Origin of the sequence: Bacillus sp. FJAT-52991 (assembly GCF_037201805.1) — a bacterium.
Classification (GTDB): Bacteria; Bacillota; Bacilli; order Bacillales; family Domibacillaceae; genus Bacillus_CE; species Bacillus_CE kandeliae.
In genome coordinates this window covers 716,376-735,317 of sequence record NZ_CP147404.1, presented here as the reverse complement: position 1 = coordinate 735,317, position 18,942 = coordinate 716,376, and the positions used below count along the sequence as shown (strand labels likewise).

Genomic DNA, 18,942 nt, shown 5'->3' with positions numbered 1-18,942 from the left:
TTTTATGCTTGCTGAACGAGTTGAATTTCTTCGATGGCTTGTTTCATGATTCGTCCCATTTGTGTGAGTTCTTCAAAGCTAGTGGCAAGCGGCGGCATAAATACAATGACGTCACCGAGCGGTCTTGTGAGCATCCCAAGCTCTCGCATCCGTAATGTAGCTTTATAAGCGGTGCGCTCTTCCCCTAGAAATGGCTCTTTCGTTTCTTTGTTCTTGACAATTTCGATTCCACACATCAGTCCAAGTTGACGAACATCACCGACTTGAGGCAATTGAGCAATTTCAGCTAAGATCTCCTTGACGTATTCAGCTTTTTTGGCTGCTTGATCGACTAATAACTCTTTCTCAAAAACCTCCAAATTCGCTAAAGCTGCGGCACAGCCGAGCTGATTGCCTGTATAAGAATGTCCGTGGAAAAAGGTTTTCATTTCTGTATAGTCACCGTAAAACGCCTCATAAATCTTTTCTGTTGTCATCGTTGCAGCAATTGGCAAGTAGCCCCCAGTGATCCCTTTGGCAATCGTCATAATATCCGGTTGGACATCTTCGTGTTCAACCGCAAACATTTTACCTGTCCGACCGAAACCTGTTGCTACTTCATCCACAACAAGTAAAATATCAAACTCACGGCAAAGTGCTTCCAATGCTTTTAAATAACCCCGTGGCATCATATTCATGCCGCCAGCCCCTTGCACCATTGATTCCACCATCATACCAGCAATTTCTTCATGCTTTTCTTCAAATAGTTGGCGAATCGCAGCAAGTGACTCCCTCTTTACTGTTTCTTCATCGCCAGAAGGATGACGATAAACAGCTGGAAACAGTACAACATAGGAGTTGAACATTAACGAGCTATAGACTCGGTGATAAATATCGATCGCTCCAACGCTAATCGCCCCTACCGTATCCCCATGATAACCATTGGACATCGTCACAAATTTCGTTTTCGTTGTTACCCCTTTGTTTTGCCAATATTGATACGTCATCTTGATCGCAATTTCAACCGATTCTGCTCCGCTATCAGAGTAAAACACACGAGTTAACTTTTCTGGTGTCAGTTCAACTAATTTTTCCGCTAATTGAATCGATGGCACATTGGCCGCGCCTAATAAAGTCGAATGAGCAATTTTATCGAGCTGAGCTTTAATCGCCTCATCAATTTCTTGGCGGCGATGCCCATGAACATTGAGCCACAACGAAGAATAACCATCTAAATATTCATTGCCGTGAATATCCTTCAACATTACCCCTTCCCCACTTTCGATAATGAGTGGCGCCTCTTCGTAATCCTTCATTTGAGTAAATGGAAGCCACATATGATTTTTACTAATTTCATATAGTCGTTTTGTATCCATGGATTGCTACCTCCTGTAACTGTTCGATTTTCCAATTTCCCGTGATTTCAGAGCGAGATGATTCATTCGCTAAATAACTAGAAATGTTTTGAATGTAAGGGATCGTCCCGATGATTGGTACACCTGTCAGCTGCTCAATCATCTGTCGATTATCTTTCTCGATCGCTTCATCCTCTTGCACCGTACTCGATAAAATAATGCCTGCTACATGAAGACCTCTATTTTTCAATGATTCAACCGTCATCATCGTATGATTGATCGTTCCTAAGCTGGCCTTCGCCGCTATGATCACCGGAAATTGCAATTCTTCCATGAGATCAATCATGCAATACCCTTGGCGATTGAGGGGCACATACAGCCCGCCCGCTCCTTCAACGAGTAAAATCTCTTGATTGCTCGCTTTATCTTGAATTTTTGTGATCACTTCTTCAATTGGAATGACCGCTTTCTCTTGTTCAGCAGCTAAATGAGGGGAACTCGCCATTTTATATAAGTATGTAGACAATTCTTGATGTTTCAGTGCCGGTAGCAATCGATACAACTCGGCATCAGGAGCTATGAGTTTTCCTTCTCTTTCTTCCGCCCCGCTTTGTACCGGTTTATAAGGACAAACATCGACTCCTTTTTCCAAAAGTGCATGGGTCAGCAAAAGCGTGGCAATGGTTTTTCCTGCGTCTGTATCCGTTCCAGTCAAAAAAATTCCAGACATATATGTCACCCTTCCAAAAATATATGTTAACTATGTTTACAAAAATGTTAACATATGAAAAAATATTAGACAATAATATTTTTTTAAAAAGGGGGATCGCTTGCATGAAAGCGAATGAAATTGTGCTATGTGCTTTATTTGCTGCTTTAATGGCCGTGGGGGCGAATGTATCACCATTTTTAACGATTGGTGGAGTGCCCGTGACATTGCAGTTATTGTTTGCGATTATGGCGGGTGGACTATTAGGTAGCCGGTTAGGTGCTTGGTCAATGACCGCTTATATGTTTATTGGCTTAGCAGGTGCACCGGTATTTGCCCAATTTAAAGGGGGACCCGCAAGCTTGTTGAGTCCGACATTCGGCTTCATTATTTCTTTTATTTTCGTTGCTTATGCCGTCGGAAAATGCCTTGAGCACAACAGTCAAAAAGTCAACTACATCTACGCAGGACTACTCACTCTATTGATCAACTATGGAATCGGCACCAACTTTATGTACGCGGCTTTTAAATGGTGGGCTGATGCTCCCGAAGGCTTCAGCTATACTGTGGCCTGGGCTTGGATGGCCGCCTACCTCCCACTAGACAGCATCGTCATTATCATATCCCTAGCTACCTTACCAAAACTGCGAGCCGCACTAAAGCAGCGCAACATCAAAACGGCATGAAAAGAGGGCTGACTCTCAGGGGTCAGGCCCTCTTTTTCCGTTTTTTGAGCGAGGTTTTTTGTTGAATTTTACGGGATGATTGCTGACTCGATGGTCTTTTTTACTGAATTCTCACCTAACTTTACTGAGTCAGACGACATTTTTACACATAGGCGCTTCTTTTACTGAGTCCGATACTCTTTTTGCTGAATCATATGGCTTTATTGCTACATTCCCGCTCTCTTTTGGTAACTCATCCATAATTTTCACTAACTCGGCTCAAGTGGTCTACAAATTTTCCTCCATTCAACATTTACATATATTTTACAACAGTAACAAAAGAACTATAGTAAAATCAGGTCAAAGGATGTATACGTTCTAATATGACATTAAATAAATTAAGGCCGTTCAGAGAAAAAACCAGCACTCTTTTAAAGAATGCTGGTCCACCTTAATTCTTCACTGGAAGTTCGTTTTCTGCAATGACGATTCCGTCTTCATCGGCGTAGACGTAGTGACCTGGTTTCCAGTCAACGTCGCCAAATTGAACAAGGGTATTGCTTTCCCCTTCGCCTTTTTTGATGCTTTTTAATGGATTACTGCCGATGGCCATAACCCCGATGTTTTGTTCGGCAAGGTCGGCTGTGTCTCGGACGCAGCCATAAATAATGATCCCCGATAGTTGACGCTCTTCGGCAATTGCTCCGAGACGATCCCCTAGTAAGGCACAATTTCTTGATCCGCCGCCGTCGACCACTAGAACATGTCCGGTTGGAATCGTTTCTAGCGCTTGTTTAACAAGCACATTATCTTCAAACACTTTGACTGTAGAGATGGGACCGGAAAAACGTTTTTTTCCTCCGTAAGACTTCAGTTCAAGCGTACATACCTTTAGTTGATCCGCAAAGTCATCGCATAAATCTGCAGTTTTAATCATTGGAATCTCCCCTTTCCTCGTCATCTTACTTATTCGACAATTCTCTATTTTTTCCTCTCTATGCGTAGGAATGCAGGCCAGATATCACTAAATTGACAAATACTTGGTTGAACATGATAATACCGAAGCCAACAATCGCCATCCAAGCCGTTCTTTCTCCTTCCCAACCGCGTCCAATCCTCAAGTGTAATAAAGCGGCATAGAACAAGAAGGTAATAAGAGCCCATACTTCCTTCGGGTCCCAGCCCCAAAATCGGCTCCAAGCCATTTGTGCCCAAATCATCGCAAAGGCTAGACCACCGAGAGCAAATAAAGGAAAACCTACGACAATTGCTCGATAAGAAATTTCATCCATTAAATCGGCATTGACTTTGCTCGTCCATGGATTCAATAAAGCGATAATTTTCTTTCTTGCGATTAAACGAATGAGAATATACAAAATCGTGCCGGTTAAAAATGACCAAACGACCGTATTTAATTTTTTCGCATCGATACTTGCGGGAATTTCTATGAGACCATTTTGTTGATTCGTCTCTTCGTATTCATTTTTACCCTTCATGTTAACAACGATGGCATTTTTAGGGACTGTTATCGCAGGCAATGTATACTCTGCTACTTCGATTTGTTTTTTCTGGTTCTCGAATTTCATATGCTTGGAATAGTCTGTTACATTAAAGACCGTGGTAATCGTAATAAATCCGACAACGACGACTAAAAAATACATCACTAGTTCTAAAAAGAAAGGTCGCTTCCCTTTTTCTTGTGGATCGATCGTTTTTAATAAATAGATAACGCCTGTAATAAATGAAATCGATAAAACAGAACTAGCAAACGCAACAGTGATCACATGGATAGTTAGCCATTCACTTTGCAATGCTGGAATCAGTGGCGACACATCTTTTGAGAAAGCGTTAGCATAACCGAGCACAAGCAAAGCAATCGGCAAGACAAATAAGCCAATCACCGGTTGACGATACATCGAATAAATGATTAAAAAACTACCGACCAACATGATTCCGAAGAACGTCATAAATTCATATAAATTACTTACGGGGGCGTGGCCTGCAGCGTACCATCTAGTGAAAAAGTAAACGAGCTGTAGCACGAATCCTACTGCCGTCAGCGATATCCCCAATTTAGAGAACATGCTCTTTTTTGACTTCACCGAAAGCGCTAAAGGAACGATGGCGATTAAATACAAAATAAAAGACACATATAACGACGTACTGCTCAATTGAATGATAGATGTTGTAGACATTTTTTCCTCTCCTATGTATATTTATTTCCTCTCCCACCATACCACGTTTTTCCTTTTTAGACTATTTCGAACACTTGAAAAAGCTGCCCAATTGGACAGCTTTCTACTTTAAGATTCACTTTTTTCTTTCAATAGCTCTCTTCCTGATATCCCCGGGTCGGTCATCTCATATGGATGTAAAATGATGTCTAATTGTTCATGAGTGAGTACCCCGCGATTCACACAAATTTCCCGGACCGATTTACCAGTGTCAATCGCTTCTTTAGCGATGGAAGCAGCAATTTCGTAACCGACGTGTGGGTTAATCGCTGTAATAATGCCCACGCTATTATTGACGTAGTTTTCCATTCGCTCAACATTGGCTTGAATGCCTTCTAAACAATATTGACGGAATACCGTGAAGACATTTGTCATAACTTTGACCGATTGCAATAAGTTGAACACGAGCACCGGCTCCATTACATTTAATTCAAACTGCCCTGCTTCGGAAGCGAGACAAATCGTATGATCATTTCCGATGACTTGAAATGCTACTTGGTTCAGCACTTCTGCCATTACCGGATTGACTTTTCCAGGCATGATCGATGAGCCTGGTTGGCGCGCCGGCAATGTAATTTCAGCTAAACCAGCACGTGGGCCTGACGCCATCATACGTAAGTCATTGGCCACTTTTGACATATTCATCATACATACTTTTAAAGCAGCCGATACTTCTAAATAAGAATCGGTATTTTGTGTCGCATCTACTAGATGAGACGCCTTCATAATTGGAAATCCGCTGTTTACCGCTAAATATTCCACTACTTTTTCAATATAAAGCGGCTCAGCATTTAATCCAGTTCCAACAGCAGTTGCTCCCATATTAACTTCATATAAATGCTGTAACGACATGGAAACCCGACTGATGTCGCGACTAAGAACGCGTGCATACGCTTCAAACTCTTGTCCTAATCGGATCGGCACTGCATCTTGAAGATGAGTGCGTCCCATTTTTAAAATATGATTAAACTCTAACGCTTTATCATGAAACGCTGCATGCAGCTGCTCCATCACTTCAAGGAGAACTTTCACCTTTTCAATAACGGAGATATGAATCGCTGTCGGAAAAGCGTCATTCGTCGATTGCGCCATATTGACATGAGTGTTTGGTGAAATGACTTTGTAATTTCCTTTTTCTTCTCCTAAAATCTCTAGCGCACGATTGGCAATGACTTCATTGCTGTTCATATTGATTGATGTTCCAGCTCCACCTTGAATCGGATCAACAATAAATTGATCATGAAGCTTTCCAGCGATTATTTCCTCTGCCGCTTGAATAATCGCAGCAGCCGTTTTTTCATCTAATGCACCAATATCTTTATTGGCTTGTGCCGCTGATTTTTTGACAATCCCTAATGCTTTAATTAAACTTTCATCAATCCGATAGCCTGTGATCGGAAAATTCTCTACTGCTCGTAACGTTTGTACACCGTAATAAGCATGAACAGGCACTTCTTTTTCCCCTAAAAAATCTTTCTCTAACCGAAACAATGGTTGTTCTACCATAGAGGTCACTCCTTAGTATATGTATATCCTCTTAAACCAGACAATGTGAATAAAAAAGGATAATGTCTCCTAATCTCCATCTTACCATCATTTAGAACGAAAAAACACCTAAGAAATTTTGAATAATAAGATGACTTAAAAAACAACCTGTCACTGTTTTAATATAATACTCACTTTTGTTCCTCGACCGACGGCACTTGTGACGAAGATCGTCGCTCCGTGATTCTCAAACACTTGCTTAGCAATCGCAAGTCCAAGTCCAGAACCTTTATGCGCTTCCCCAGTATTCGTGCCTCTGTAGTACCTTGTAAATAGCTTCTCCAATTCCTCTTCTGGAATCCCCTTGCCGAAATCTTCAATCTCAATCACCGTTTGTTTCTTATTCTTCACTTTAAACCTTACATGAATAGGCGTTCCTGGTGGATTATGCACAATCGCATTAAAAAGCAAATTCGTCAACGCTCGCTTCCATAATGTCCGATCTAAGCGACGCATATAGCGATCCGTATCCGCTTCAAATTCAAGTGGAATGTCTTCATATAACGGATGGTTCAAAATATCAATGACCGTTTCTTGAAGCACTTCGACTATATTCTCTTCCTTTTTGTACACCATATTAGCTGTATGTTGGAGCTTATACGTCATATTTAAATCATCAATTAATTGACTGATATACTCTGATTTATGATGGATAATTTCTGCATACGCTTGTCTTTCTTCTTCCTTTACCTTATATGTCGGATTAACTAAAATTTCTGAATAACCTTTAACGGAAGCAAGCGGCGTTTTAATGTCATGAGTAATATTTGCTACCCATTCTTCACGCATTTGTTCCATCTTCTTACGTTCTCTTTCATTGGCAAGCAATGTAACAGACAGTTCATTTAAATTATGAAACACATCTTTGTACAGCCCTTTTTCTTGCAAAGTATGTGCGTAATTCCCTTTGGCAAACTCGCGAACCCCATCTGTGATCGCTAGCATTGGTTTCGTCAGGCGGCGACTAATTAAATAGCCAAACAAGGAGGCGATGATTACGATGACAAAAGTCGCTACTAAAAAGAACAGCGCTACATCTTCCCACCATTTGTCTCCTGAGAACACATAGCTCGTTGTCGCCACTTGCTCAAAGGGGTAGCCGATAATATAACTAAACTTTCGATCACCTTTATCAAGCTTGGACACAAAAATCGTTGAATCAGCGATAGCGCCATCGAATTTATATGAAAAAATCAACTCGCCTGGGGTATAATGGCTCGGAACTTCTTCTGGTTGATAGCGACTGTATACTTCGTTGCCGTTCTCATCTAAGATTTGAATCCATAAATTTTCTTTCTTCAATTCAGCCAGCTTGTCATCGGGTATCGTAAATACGCCATTTTCATATTGAATGTTCTTTCCGAATTCTAGCGTATAATAGACAGGGGTGTTCTCAGGCGTATACAGATCCTCTGGTTCACTTATAATAAAGGCCATATTAAGTATCATAAAAACTAACAAAGAAAGAACAATCGTTAAAATGATCGCCAGCAAGAATTGACCTGTCAATTTCCACTTCATCTTAATTTCCCCTAGTGTTCAATTTATAACCGAGCCCTTTAACTGTGCGAATCCACTCTGGCTTACTTGGTTCATGCTCTAACTTTTCACGCAAATGGCGGATATGCACCATAATCGTATTGTCATGACCGACGTATTCCTCACCCCATACAGCATCACAAATTTTCGTTTTGCTTAAAATTTGATTTGGATGATCCGCTAAAAATAAAAGCAGCTGCAGCTCTTTCGCCGTCAGTTGCACTTCTTCCCCATTCTTTTTCACTTCGCCTGTCTGCTTATTCATCTCAATCTCGCCAAATGTAATCTCATCTTTGTTGATTGCGGCTTCTTGAGGATAATAAGAGTTCCTTCTTAGCTGAGCTTTCACACGAAAAGCCACTTCTTTTGGACTGAAGGGCTTAGTAACATAGTCATCGCCGCCGATGCCAAGACCTAGCAGCTTGTCGATATCATCCGACTTTGCGGATAAAAAAATAATCGGAACAAGAGAAAACTCCCTAATTTTTTTACAGACTTCATAGCCTTCCATATCAGGGAGCATAATATCAAGCACCACAGCATCCGGCTGACAGCTCATGCACAAGCTAAGCCCTTCTGCTCCTGTAGACGCTTTCCAAATATGTTGAAACCCTTCTTTTTGCAAAACTGTTTCTAGCAAATTTAAAATTTCCACTTCGTCATCGATTAGCAAAATGTTCTTATTAGCCAATTCGTTCATCGAGATCATCTAGCTTCATCCTTTATATGTATGATAGCTATATTATATCTTTCAAGCGAAAACGCGCCAACCCAACAAAGAAAAGGGTCACAAGCATACCAATGGAAAGACCATACATGATCGTTGCCTTTATACCTAAATCTGCTGGATCAGCTAACGCTGACGTCATCGGATAAGACCATGGGTAATAAATCCAAAAGCGCTCCGACTGACCAATCATAATCGCTGGCAGCGACAAACCAATTCCAATCCCAAGCGGAATACCTGTATGCTGGAAACGATAACTAAAGAAAAACAATACCGAGATCATCGGAAAGCTAGCAACAAAATATTTGACTAACTGCTTGAATAAATCAAAAGCAGGGAAAGCTCCCGCTTGTGGAAACGTCGCTCCGCCAATCCAAATGCCGATATACAACACGACTAAACTAAAAAGTAAAATTCCCATACTGATAAAAAATTTGACACAGTAGACGCTCGTCCGTGATACCGGTAAAGCCAATAATTGCTTCCATCCATCCCCCGAATGCTCGACTCTCGCAATCATGACAATCACAATAGCCGCAAGCAACGGATACACAAGCCATGAAAATAAAACCATCGAACCGATAAAATATATTTCATAAACAGGATCTTTCACACCTTCTAGGGTAGCGCTTGTAAAAAATTTCCCTTGTATAACTGCAAACATCGGCAAGGCGATGGCAAGCAAGATCAACTTTGAATGCTTTAGCTTCAACCATTCCGCTTTCCATAAATTCATCATCATTATCCCCCCTTATAAAATATCCTTTTTTCGAAACTGCAAGCTGCCAATCAATAGGAACAATACAGTGAAAATAATTGAATACATAAACACCCCTGATGGCTCGGTTAAACGGCCATCCGCCAAACTAATATAGGAATATGGAAAAATTTTAGCTAACTTCTCAGACGAATAGGATAGTATAGTTCCGCAAATTAACCCACCAAAAGCAATAGTCACTGGGTAAATTGGGTTTTTCATCCACGAACTTAACCACTGCTGCAGCGTAATCACTGCAAGTGCCAGCACGATTTGATTGAAGACATACATTCCATAGCCGCTCCAATCCACTGCTTCCGGAAACTCCATAATTTTCCCAACTAATACTAACCCCGCCGTATTCAAAATAATCAACAGTGATGTGTATATGAAGCCGGCCAGCCATTTGGACAAATAAACCGAGCTTTTATGTACAGGCATACTGAGCAGTGCTTTCCATGAACTTTGCTGATGCTCTACTTGGAAAATAAAGAAGAAAATGATTGAGATAAACAGTGGAAGAAATGTTCCCCAACCAAGAACAGCATGATTTTCAGCCTTTAACTCATCCCACGAGCTAGATCCTTTTTCTGCTACACTCATTAAATAGTCATAGCGAATGTTCATATCTAAAAACATCGCAAGTGTCGTACCGGATGGAATGAGTAGCAGGAACAGTAAAAGAAAGCCACGTTTTTGCTTCTGCAATTCTGTTTTTAATAGTGTGGCGATGCCCATTTATTCCACCGCCTTTGTCGTCATATCTAGGAAAATATTTTCCAAAGATTTTTTCTGCATAAAAATCGCATTGACATCAAGCCCACTGCCAACTAGCTCCCGATTGATTTCCGCTGGCTTCACCGCTTGTCCGATTCGGATGAAATCCCCTTCATCTGTAAATGAGTATCCTTTGTTTTGCAATAGCTTGACAGCTTCCTGCTTCGGTACCGCTTGCACCATCACCGCAGCGCTTTGCTTGCGTCGTAATTCATCCAACGTCCCTTGAAAAAGCAGCTGCCCTTTATTAATAATCCCAATATGCGTAGCGATTAGTTCAATTTCACTCAAAATATGGCTAGAGATTAACACGGTGATGCCATATTTCTTGGGCAAACTTTTAATTAAATCACGAATTTCTAAAATTCCCGCTGGATCCAAGCCATTTGTTGGTTCATCTAGAATGAGTAAATCCGGTTTTCCTAATAAAGCTTGAGCAATACCAAGACGCTGCTTCATCCCAAGTGAAAACTGCTTCACCTTCTTTTTCTTCACGTCCGTTAAGCGAACAATTTCTAATACGCGGTCAATCTCTTCTTTGCTGACTCCAAGGATCTGTCTTGTAATCTCTAAATTTTCATAAGCCGTCAAATGGCCGTAATACGAAGGGGATTCGACGAGGGAGCCGACCCGTTTTAAAATGTCCATCCGGTGGGTGCGAATCGATTGGCCAAACACCTCCACGTCCCCTTTTGTCGGCTGTATAAGGCCAAGCAACATGCGGATGGTCGTTGATTTCCCCGCTCCATTCGGTCCTAGAAAGCCGTAAATCCCCCCTTTTGGTACCTGTAAATTCACATGATTCACTGCTAAAAAACTGCCGAACTTCTTTGTCAGTTCACGCGTTTCTATCATCCATTCAGTCATTTGTACGCCCTCCTGTTTTTATCTTGCTTTTAGTTTACAAGTACAAGCTTAAGTGGGAATTTGCTGAACCTTAAGATTGCCTTAAGTTTGTAGAAAGAGAGCGGATTTCAGGCGGCATTTCACTTTTTTCGGGCGCGATTGGTTGATTTTCAGTCTCGATTGCCAAACATATGGGCGAGATAAGAGAATCTTCGGGCGGCAGGCTCTTTTTCGATACGAAGGAGAAAGTGGAATTTTGTAGAATTTGTTGTGTGACAAGGAGGGGTATTAAGAAAAAAGTCTATGCTGTGACCTTCAATCATACCGCAACTGATGATGCTGGAGATCTTGTCGCATATGTTGGTTTAGATAAAGAAACAGTCGTGAGAAAAGGGGTCAAAAATCAATAAAAACCCCTAATTAGGGGTTTTTATGTCCAACACTGATAATCTTCAAATAACAACTTAGTTATTTGACCTACTTTACCCGGAAATGACTTGCCCTCTAGCAAGTGAACGGGTGCGATTTCCTGAACAGAATTTGTGAAGAAGATTTCATCCGCTGTCATCAACTCCGCAAAAGAATAAAAGCCTTCTTCAACAGGGATTTGCAATTCTTTTGCCCGCTTCAATAAAAACAGCCGGGTGATGCCGTTCAAAATGCCGGTTTCAAGAGCTGGCGTGTAGAGAGTACCTGCCTTGACCCAGAAAATATTCGAGACGACTCCTTCTGCGACATAGCCTTCTTTTGTTAAAAAGAGGCCCTCTTTTGCCGGATCGGTGCCAACTTCACGTTTAGCCGCAATATTATTGAAGTAATGATGGGACTTCATCCGAAATTCGGTCTCTGGTGTATTGCGGCGAAGGTTCAATAAGACCGCTTCTTTTTCCTTCATCTCAGAAGATGGAAAAACAGGGCGTTGAAAAGCAAGTACTGTCGGCTCGCAAAAAGGCTCAATTTGTGGCCCCATCGCCCCTTCCCCTGCGGAAATATTCAATCGCACAGAAGAATTGGGAAGATGATTTTTTTCACAAAGAGAGGCAATCATTTCGAACGCATCTTCCATTGTGATGGGACAATCAATTTGCATCTCGCGCAAGCCTTGCTGCAATCGCGCCATATGCTCTTCTAATAAAAATGGTCGTCTCTCATACGTTCTGATTGTCTCAAATACGCCGAGTCCGTAAAGAAAACCATGATCAAAAGGCGAAATTTTTGCTTCTTCTTTCGGGATCAACTGTCCATTCAAAAAAATATACATATTTACACCTCAGCTGTTGTTCGGCGATAACGACGAATAAAGCTTTGCAGCATTTCTTTGCCGCCATATGTCATAATCGATTCTGGATGAAACTGCACGCCTTCCACTGGGAGCTCTTTATGACGAATCGCCATAATTTCCCCTTCTGCCGTCCATGCGGAAATGTCAAAGCAGTCCGGCAACGTCTCCTTTTTCACAATAAGGGAATGATAACGCGTCGCCGGAAATGGGTTGGGTAGCCCTTCAAAAATCGTCTGGCCATCATGAAGCATATCCGATGTCTTCCCATGCATCAGCCGCTCTGCTTGCACGACCGCGGCTCCAAATACTTGCGCAATCGACTGCTGTCCGAGGCACACACCAAAAATCGGAATCTCTCCTGCAAACTCACGAATCGCTTCTAAGCTAATCCCCGCCTCGTTCGGCGTGCACGGCCCGGGTGAAATCATTAAATAATCTGGAGCCATCTCTCGAATCGCTTCAATCGTTATTTCATCATTCCGCTTCACAACGAGCTCCTCGCCAAGCTCGCCCAAATATTGCACAAGATTATATGTGAACGAATCATAATTATCAATCATCAAAATCATGGTGAATTCCTCCAAAAACAATACCTTATTTAACTTTATTATCGCCTTTAAGTGACTATTCCGTCTAGAACTAAATTTTGACTGACGATTGTTCGATGTTTTTGCGGTTTCTTTGACTTTACTGACGCTTTCTTCGACCTTCTTGCGGTTTCTTTGACTTTACTGGCGCTTTCTTCGACCTTCTCGCTGTTTCTCTGACTTTACTGACGCTTTCTTCGACCTTCTCGCTGTTTCTTTGACTTTACTGGCACTTTCTTCGACCTTCTCGCTGTTTCTCTGACTTTACTGACGCTTTCTTCGACCTTCTCGCTGTTTCTTTGACTTTACTGACGCTTTCTTCGACCTTCTGCTAACTTCTTTAACTTTGCCAGCACTTTCTTCATTAAAAAGCTTAAGAGCCCTCAACTCTTAAGCTTACTCAATTACTTCACTATTTTATTCTCTGCCATTTCCTTCGCTTTCCAACCGGCTACTGCTTTTTTCAAGGATTCTTTGTATTCGTTTTTCGGATCGGAGTCAATCACGATACCAGCTCCTGCTTGGACGTGGCATTGTCCATCTTTGACCAGCATCGTCCGAATCACAATGTTTAATTCCATGTCCTCATTGAAGCCGAGCCAGCCGATTGATCCAGTGTAAATGCCGCGGCGTACCGGTTCGAGCTCTTCAATGATCTCCATCGTCCGTACTTTTGGCGCTCCGGTAATGGTGCCGCCTGGGAATACGGCTTCAATGACGTCCGCATTCGTTTTTCCTTCCGCTAGCTCGCCACGCACATTGGAGACGATGTGCTGAACATGGGAGTATTTTTCGATCACCATAAATTCATTTACTTCGACGGTACCATATTTACTGACGCGACCAAGATCATTGCGCTCCAAGTCTACAAGCATGACATGTTCTGCCCGCTCTTTCTCATTCTCGATCAATTCATTGGCCAAGCGTAAGTCCTCCGCTTCATCTTTTCCGCGGGAACGAGTGCCAGCAATAGGTCGGGTGCTTAGTTCAGAACCTGCTTTTTTGACTAATAATTCAGGGGATCCTGAGACAATTTGAAAATCCGGCGTATGAATGTATCCCATATATGGAGAAGGGTTTAATGCTCGTAACTCTTCGTATACAGCAAGTGCCGGAACCGTTAATTCACGAGACTGGCGAACCGATAAGTTCACTTGGAACACGTCTCCTTGAGAAATGTAGTGCTGTGTTTGTTCGATCGCTTCTTTAAAAGATTCTTCTGAAAAAGAAACGGATAACTCTTGATTAGCTGGTGCGGCAAGAGAATAAGGTTTATTTTCAACTTTAGTTGTCCAGCTTGTTTCTGCCTGACCTAACTTTATCTTCGCTTCTTCCTCACTAGACAAAATCATTAACCACAGCTGTTCTGTTTGATGATTGAACACAGCCCATTCATCAAATATAAGAAAATAAATAAGCGGCAATCCTAGATCATCCGCTGATTGATCAGGTAACTTTTCAATATAACGGGCATAATCATAGCTAATATAGCCAATCGCTCCCCCTTGAAAGTCAGGTAATCCTTCCATTTTCGGTAGTTCATATGACTTCATCCACTGTTCCAGTTCATGAAGAGGAACTCCCTGACGACTTTCTTGACCAGCAGATGTGTCTATTTGAATTCCCTCATCTGTGGATTGCACAATCGCAAACGGAGACAAACCCGCAATGCTCAATCGCCCCCCACGCCCACTTTCTAAAATGACATGATGAGACTGATCTGCAGTTAACGCTTTATATTGATGAAAAAATTGTTCTTTCGTATAAGGAATCGTTCGGTAAAATACACGTTGATTGTTCACTTGCTTCATCCTTTTTTAAGTATTCTTGTCGCTAAACAGTGCCTGCCGCTGAAAAGACTATAGTCTTTTCAGCGCCAGAACATTTGCTTGTCGTGTCTGAACAGTCGGCTCCGCTTTTCTTTTGTCCAGCTGCAGGCGTTAACGGCTCGAGGTCAGATGCCAGCCTGACTGCATGGCTGAACAACGCCATTTCGTCAGTCCGTCATCTGCTTGTCGCCGCTGAACAAACGCCTTCCGCTTTTCTTTTGTCCAGCTGCAGGCACCAGCGACTAGTGGACTTCCTCTCTCCTCCTTGCGATAAGTCAACATCGATTCACTGACGTTCATCGTGTTTCCTTTATCTCGTGCGGAGCGATCCAGTCCATACATCGCTAAACGGTGCCTTCCGCTTTTCTTATCATACTAAACGGAAAAAGAGGAGTACAACTAAATTTTTCTTTTGGAGAGAAGCTTCATATATAATAGAAGAAACTGAGTTAAGTATAGGAGGAATGTGTATGGCAAGGAAGGACTTAATTGATCAGACGAAGTCTTTAATTACGCGAGAGACGTTAGTGAAGGATTTACACGCTCTTGGACTCAAATTAGGAGATCATGTGATTGTTCACTCTTCTTTAAGTTCGATTGGCTGGGTAGCTGGCGGAGAGATTGCAGTGATTCAAGCATTGATGGATACGATCACCGTGGAAGGATCAATTGTTATGCCCGCTCAAACGACTCATAATACTGATCCAAAATATTGGGAGAATCCACCTGTTCCTGAAGAGTGGTGGCCGAGCATTCGTTTTATGATGCCCGCTTATCTCCCTGATATTACCCCGACCCTTGGGATGGGAAAAATTGCCGAAGCGTTTCGCAGTTTTCCCGATGTTAGGCGCAGCCTTCATCCAGCTTGTTCGTTTACCGCTTGGGGAAAACACACGGATTGGATTGTTAGCCATCATGCCCCCGACTTTCCATTTGGTGATCATTCGCCACTCGCTAAGCTCTATGACTTAGATGCCTCGATTCTTTTTATCGGCACCGATTACGACTCCTGTACCGCCATGCATTTAGGCGAGTCTCGTGCAAAAGATGGGCGTCCGATTTTTGAACAAGGTTCTGCTATGCTTGAAAATGGCGAACGAGTGTGGAAGACGTATCAACAGTTAGAAGAATACTCCAATCGCTTTCAAGATGTTGGAGCTGCTTTTGAACAGTTGCATCATGTGCATACTGGCAACATTGGTCAAGCGGCTTGTAAAGTGATCAAGCTTCGACCGTTAGTGGATTTCACTGCACAGTATTTCAATGACCTTTCAAAGCAACAAAACGATTCACTTTAACAGGGAATTTTTTAGTACCCACCAGTTCTTCCCACCCTTGAAGAACAACTTCTTCGATCGTGCAGGCGGTGATTTGCTGAACAAAAATGGCTTCAAAACCGATTTCGCGAAGTAAATCCCAGTAATCAGGCAAGCTTTTCTTATAGGCGAACTCTCCTGCATGACGAAGGGTTTCTAATTCAGCGAAATCCGCCACCAATCGGCCACCTGGCTTTAATTGAGCAAAGATGTGTTTCAATACCGTTTCTGCTTCCTCCACTTTCTGAAGACTTAAGTTCGTTAAAGCACTATCAAATGTCTGATCTTCTACCGGAAGAGAGGACGTCACACTCACATTTTCTGCCGCTAATCTAGACAAAAAGGCTAAATTCCCCCCAATATATAATACATTCTCTCCTTCTTGCACATTGGCTGTATCGAAAAAACTCGTACCGGAAATGGTCCACTCTACTTGTTCATCTATAATTGCTGTCATTGATCTTCTCCTCCTTAGTAACAAAAAAACCTCTTCGATAAGAAGAGGTTGGTTATTCATCACTCTTTCTTATCTCTCAGCCTAAGCTGCAAGAATTAGCACCGTGCCTAGCATAAAGCTAAGTCGGTTGCCGGGTTTCATCGGGCTTGTCCCTCCACCTGCTCTTGATAAGATTGCGTTCATATTCATTTGTTCTAAAACGATCGTTTTCAGTTAATTTGCATTATTGCATGTTTATGAAAAACTGTCAACCCGATTTTCAAAAATTTTCAGTCGATCGATTCGCTCAATCGCTTCTAAAATTTTGTCTTCCGAAACGACTAACCCTGCTCGCACATACCCTTCTCCATATTTTCCAAAGCCCACGCCTGGTGCCACCACTACATTCGCTTCATTCAGCAAACGCTCACTAAATTGCTCAGACGTATAGCCTTCTGGCACTTTTAACCACGAAAAAAATGATCCTTCAGGCGCTTCAACTTTCCAGCCGATGCGATTGAGTCCGTCGATTAACAAATTGCGACGTTTTTCATACATCTCCTCCTGTTCTTTTACGCCTTGTTGCTCCCCAAGCAAAGCCGCTGCTGTCGCTTCTTGTATTCCGCCAAATAAACTGCAATGCAAATGATCTTGCAATAATTCTAGTGCCGCAACCACACTCGGATTGCCCACCGCAAAGCCTACGCGCCAGCCGGCCATATTATATGTTTTCGACATTGTATATATTTCTAATCCGATCTCTTTCGCCCCTTCTACTTGTAAAAAACTAACGGGCTTATTGTCATCAAAACCAATCGCTCCATAAGCAAAGTCATGTACCACACATAGATTATGCTTGTTCGCAAAAGCAATCGTTTCTTCAAAAAAGGCTTCATCTGCCATTGCTCCGGTCGGATTATTTGGATAATTAATAAACAATAGCTTCGCTCGTTTCAGTACATCCCCAGGAATCTCCTCATAGCGAGGCAAATAACGATTCTCTTCCGTGAGCGGCATCGTATACATCTCTGCTCCTGAAAGTGCAATCCCTGACCAATAATCGGGATAACCGGGATCTGGTACTAATGCCACATCACCTGGATTTAACAATACTTGCGGTAATTCCACAAGCCCTGCCTTCCCTCCAAATAAAAGAGCAATTTCTGTCTCTGGGTCAACATCGACACCGTATTCTCGCTTATAAAATTGAGCACACGCTTCTTTCACATACGGAAATCCTTTAAACGGGGAATATTTATGATTCACCGGATTTTCAGCTGCTTGTTGCAAGGCGTTGATCACATGATTCGGCGGAGGCTGATCAGGACTTCCTTGCCCTAAATTAATCACATCTCGTCCTTCTTTCATCGCATCAGCCACTTTTTGTCCAAGCTTAGCAAAAAACTGATCCGGCAACGCTTGCAGCAATTTGGATTGCTCAAAATCTTTCATGCTATCACTTCTCTCACTTTTAAATTGTAGTAAATAATGTTATAACGAAAGATAAAGATTGTAAAGAATGAATTTTCAGATAGAAATGAGGCGTTGAAAGTGAAAATGAAGATTGCTTGTCTCCAAATGGATATCGCCTTTGGAGATCCGACCACCAATTATCAACGAGCGGAGCAATGGCTACAACAAGTAGCTGATCAAGGATGCGAGCTTGCGATATTGCCAGAATTGTGGACAACAGGATATGACTTAACTCGCTTAGATGAAATTGCCGATCAGGAAGCAATTCAAGCGATTGCTTTTTTAAGCGAACAGGCAAAAAAACATCGTCTGCATCTGATCGCAGGATCAGTAGCGAATCAAACACAAGACGGCGTAGAAAATACATTGCTCGTTATTAATCAACAGGGTGAATTAGTTAAGAAATATAGCAAACTTCACTTATTCCGCTTGATGGAAGAGGAGAAATTTTTACAGGCAGGTAATGAAGATGGGCTATTTTCACTGGAAGGAGAAACAATGGCCGCGTTTATTTGCTACGATATCCGCTTTCCTGAATGGCTTCGAAAGCACGTGTTAGCTGGCGCAAAAGTGTTATTTATTCCTGCTGAATGGCCGCTCGCCCGTGTGGATCATTGGCGCACATTGCTGATTGCTCGAGCCATTGAAAACCAAGCGTATGTGATTGGCTGTAACCGAAGCGGAGCAGATCCGAAAAATGTATTTGCTGGCCATTCCATGATCATTGATCCATGGGGAGAAATCATTGCTGAAGCCGGTGAAGCTGAACAATTGCTCGTCGGGGAAATCGATTTGGAGAAAGTAGAGGAAATCCGTAAACGAATCCCAGTATTTGAAGATCGTCGACCATCGTTTTATTAAAAAAAACCGGAGAGCGCTCTCCGGT

General features: G+C 42.2%; 19 protein-coding genes and 1 riboswitch. Of the genes, 3 read left to right on the top strand and 16 right to left on the bottom strand.

Going from position 1 to position 18,942, the window contains the following annotated elements; translation table 11 throughout:
• Positions 1 to 2 precede the first annotated feature (2 nt).
• Complete coding sequence (gene bioA / locus WDJ61_RS03795) at positions 3 to 1,355, bottom strand: adenosylmethionine--8-amino-7-oxononanoate transaminase (protein WP_338753275.1); 1,353 nt, start codon at positions 1,353 to 1,355, stop codon at positions 3 to 5.
• A complete protein-coding gene (gene bioD, locus WDJ61_RS03790; RefSeq protein ID WP_338753273.1) occupies positions 1,333 to 2,064 on the bottom strand; it encodes a dethiobiotin synthase in 732 nt (243 codons plus the stop codon). The genes bioA and bioD overlap by 23 nt, the downstream gene beginning before the upstream one ends.
• 104 nt (positions 2,065 to 2,168) lie before the next feature.
• Between bioD and WDJ61_RS03785 the strand changes: the two genes are divergently transcribed.
• Positions 2,169 to 2,729 (top strand): biotin transporter BioY, encoded by a 561-nt coding sequence (locus WDJ61_RS03785; protein WP_338754693.1) that lies wholly within the window; start codon positions 2,169 to 2,171, stop codon positions 2,727 to 2,729.
• A gap of 430 nt (positions 2,730 to 3,159) precedes the next feature.
• Here the strand turns inward: WDJ61_RS03785 and rraA are convergent, their stop codons facing one another.
• The 12 genes from rraA to WDJ61_RS03725 form a co-directional block, all read right to left on the bottom strand.
• The gene (gene rraA, locus WDJ61_RS03780) at positions 3,160 to 3,645 is read right to left on the bottom strand and encodes a ribonuclease E activity regulator RraA (RefSeq protein WP_338753271.1); all 486 of its coding nucleotides are present in this window, start codon (positions 3,643 to 3,645) and stop codon (positions 3,160 to 3,162) included.
• Positions 3,646 to 3,703: 58 nt separating this feature from the next.
• Positions 3,704 to 4,903 (bottom strand): c-type cytochrome biogenesis protein CcsB, encoded by a 1,200-nt coding sequence (gene ccsB / locus WDJ61_RS03775; RefSeq protein WP_338753269.1) that lies wholly within the window; start codon positions 4,901 to 4,903, stop codon positions 3,704 to 3,706.
• Between the two features lie 108 nt (positions 4,904 to 5,011).
• Entirely contained in the window at positions 5,012 to 6,448 is a 1,437-nt protein-coding gene (gene aspA, locus WDJ61_RS03770; RefSeq protein WP_338753267.1) for an aspartate ammonia-lyase, read from the bottom strand.
• Positions 6,449 to 6,598: 150 nt separating this feature from the next.
• A complete protein-coding gene (locus tag WDJ61_RS03765) occupies positions 6,599 to 8,008 on the bottom strand; it encodes a HAMP domain-containing sensor histidine kinase (protein ID WP_338753265.1) in 1,410 nt (469 codons plus the stop codon).
• A 1-nt stretch (position 8,009) separates the two neighbouring features.
• Positions 8,010 to 8,735, bottom strand: a complete 726-nt coding sequence (locus tag WDJ61_RS03760) for a response regulator transcription factor (protein ID WP_338753264.1) — start codon at positions 8,733 to 8,735, stop codon at positions 8,010 to 8,012.
• 28 nt (positions 8,736 to 8,763) lie between these two features.
• The gene (locus tag WDJ61_RS03755) at positions 8,764 to 9,492 is read right to left on the bottom strand and encodes an ABC transporter permease (RefSeq protein ID WP_338753262.1); all 729 of its coding nucleotides are present in this window, start codon (positions 9,490 to 9,492) and stop codon (positions 8,764 to 8,766) included.
• A gap of 12 nt (positions 9,493 to 9,504) precedes the next feature.
• Positions 9,505 to 10,248 carry an ABC transporter permease gene (locus tag WDJ61_RS03750; RefSeq protein ID WP_338753260.1) on the bottom strand — a complete coding sequence of 248 codons (744 nt, stop codon included), beginning with the start codon at positions 10,246 to 10,248 and terminating at the stop codon, positions 9,505 to 9,507.
• Positions 10,249 to 11,154, bottom strand: a complete 906-nt coding sequence (locus WDJ61_RS03745) for an ABC transporter ATP-binding protein (protein ID WP_338753258.1) — start codon at positions 11,152 to 11,154, stop codon at positions 10,249 to 10,251.
• A 409-nt stretch (positions 11,155 to 11,563) separates the two neighbouring features.
• A complete protein-coding gene (gene pabC / locus WDJ61_RS03740) occupies positions 11,564 to 12,394 on the bottom strand; it encodes an aminodeoxychorismate lyase (RefSeq protein ID WP_338753257.1) in 831 nt (276 codons plus the stop codon).
• Positions 12,395 to 12,396: 2 nt separating this feature from the next.
• A complete protein-coding gene (pabA, locus tag WDJ61_RS03735; RefSeq protein ID WP_338753255.1) occupies positions 12,397 to 12,984 on the bottom strand; it encodes an aminodeoxychorismate/anthranilate synthase component II in 588 nt (195 codons plus the stop codon).
• A 422-nt stretch (positions 12,985 to 13,406) separates the two neighbouring features.
• Positions 13,407 to 14,813: an anthranilate synthase component I family protein gene (locus WDJ61_RS03730; protein ID WP_338753254.1), complete on the bottom strand. Its 1,407-nt coding sequence runs from the start codon at positions 14,811 to 14,813 to the stop codon at positions 13,407 to 13,409.
• Positions 14,814 to 14,942: 129 nt separating this feature from the next.
• Entirely contained in the window at positions 14,943 to 15,173 is a 231-nt protein-coding gene (locus WDJ61_RS03725) for a hypothetical protein (protein ID WP_338753253.1), read from the bottom strand.
• 128 nt (positions 15,174 to 15,301) lie between these two features.
• On the opposite strand from WDJ61_RS03725, the gene WDJ61_RS03720 reads away from it, so the two are divergent.
• Positions 15,302 to 16,129, top strand: a complete 828-nt coding sequence (locus tag WDJ61_RS03720) for an AAC(3) family N-acetyltransferase (RefSeq protein WP_338753252.1) — start codon at positions 15,302 to 15,304, stop codon at positions 16,127 to 16,129.
• Here WDJ61_RS03720 and WDJ61_RS03715 read toward each other — a convergent pair.
• Positions 16,092 to 16,604 carry a class I SAM-dependent methyltransferase gene (locus WDJ61_RS03715; RefSeq protein WP_338753251.1) on the bottom strand — a complete coding sequence of 171 codons (513 nt, stop codon included), beginning with the start codon at positions 16,602 to 16,604 and terminating at the stop codon, positions 16,092 to 16,094. The genes WDJ61_RS03720 and WDJ61_RS03715 overlap by 38 nt on opposite strands.
• A gap of 66 nt (positions 16,605 to 16,670) precedes the next feature.
• Positions 16,671 to 16,778, bottom strand: a riboswitch (SAM riboswitch).
• Between the two features lie 60 nt (positions 16,779 to 16,838).
• Entirely contained in the window at positions 16,839 to 18,035 is a 1,197-nt protein-coding gene (locus tag WDJ61_RS03710; protein ID WP_338753250.1) for a pyridoxal phosphate-dependent aminotransferase, read from the bottom strand.
• Positions 18,036 to 18,134: 99 nt separating this feature from the next.
• Between WDJ61_RS03710 and WDJ61_RS03705 the strand changes: the two genes are divergently transcribed.
• A complete protein-coding gene (locus WDJ61_RS03705; protein ID WP_338753249.1) occupies positions 18,135 to 18,917 on the top strand; it encodes a carbon-nitrogen family hydrolase in 783 nt (260 codons plus the stop codon).
• Positions 18,918 to 18,942 lie beyond the last annotated feature (25 nt).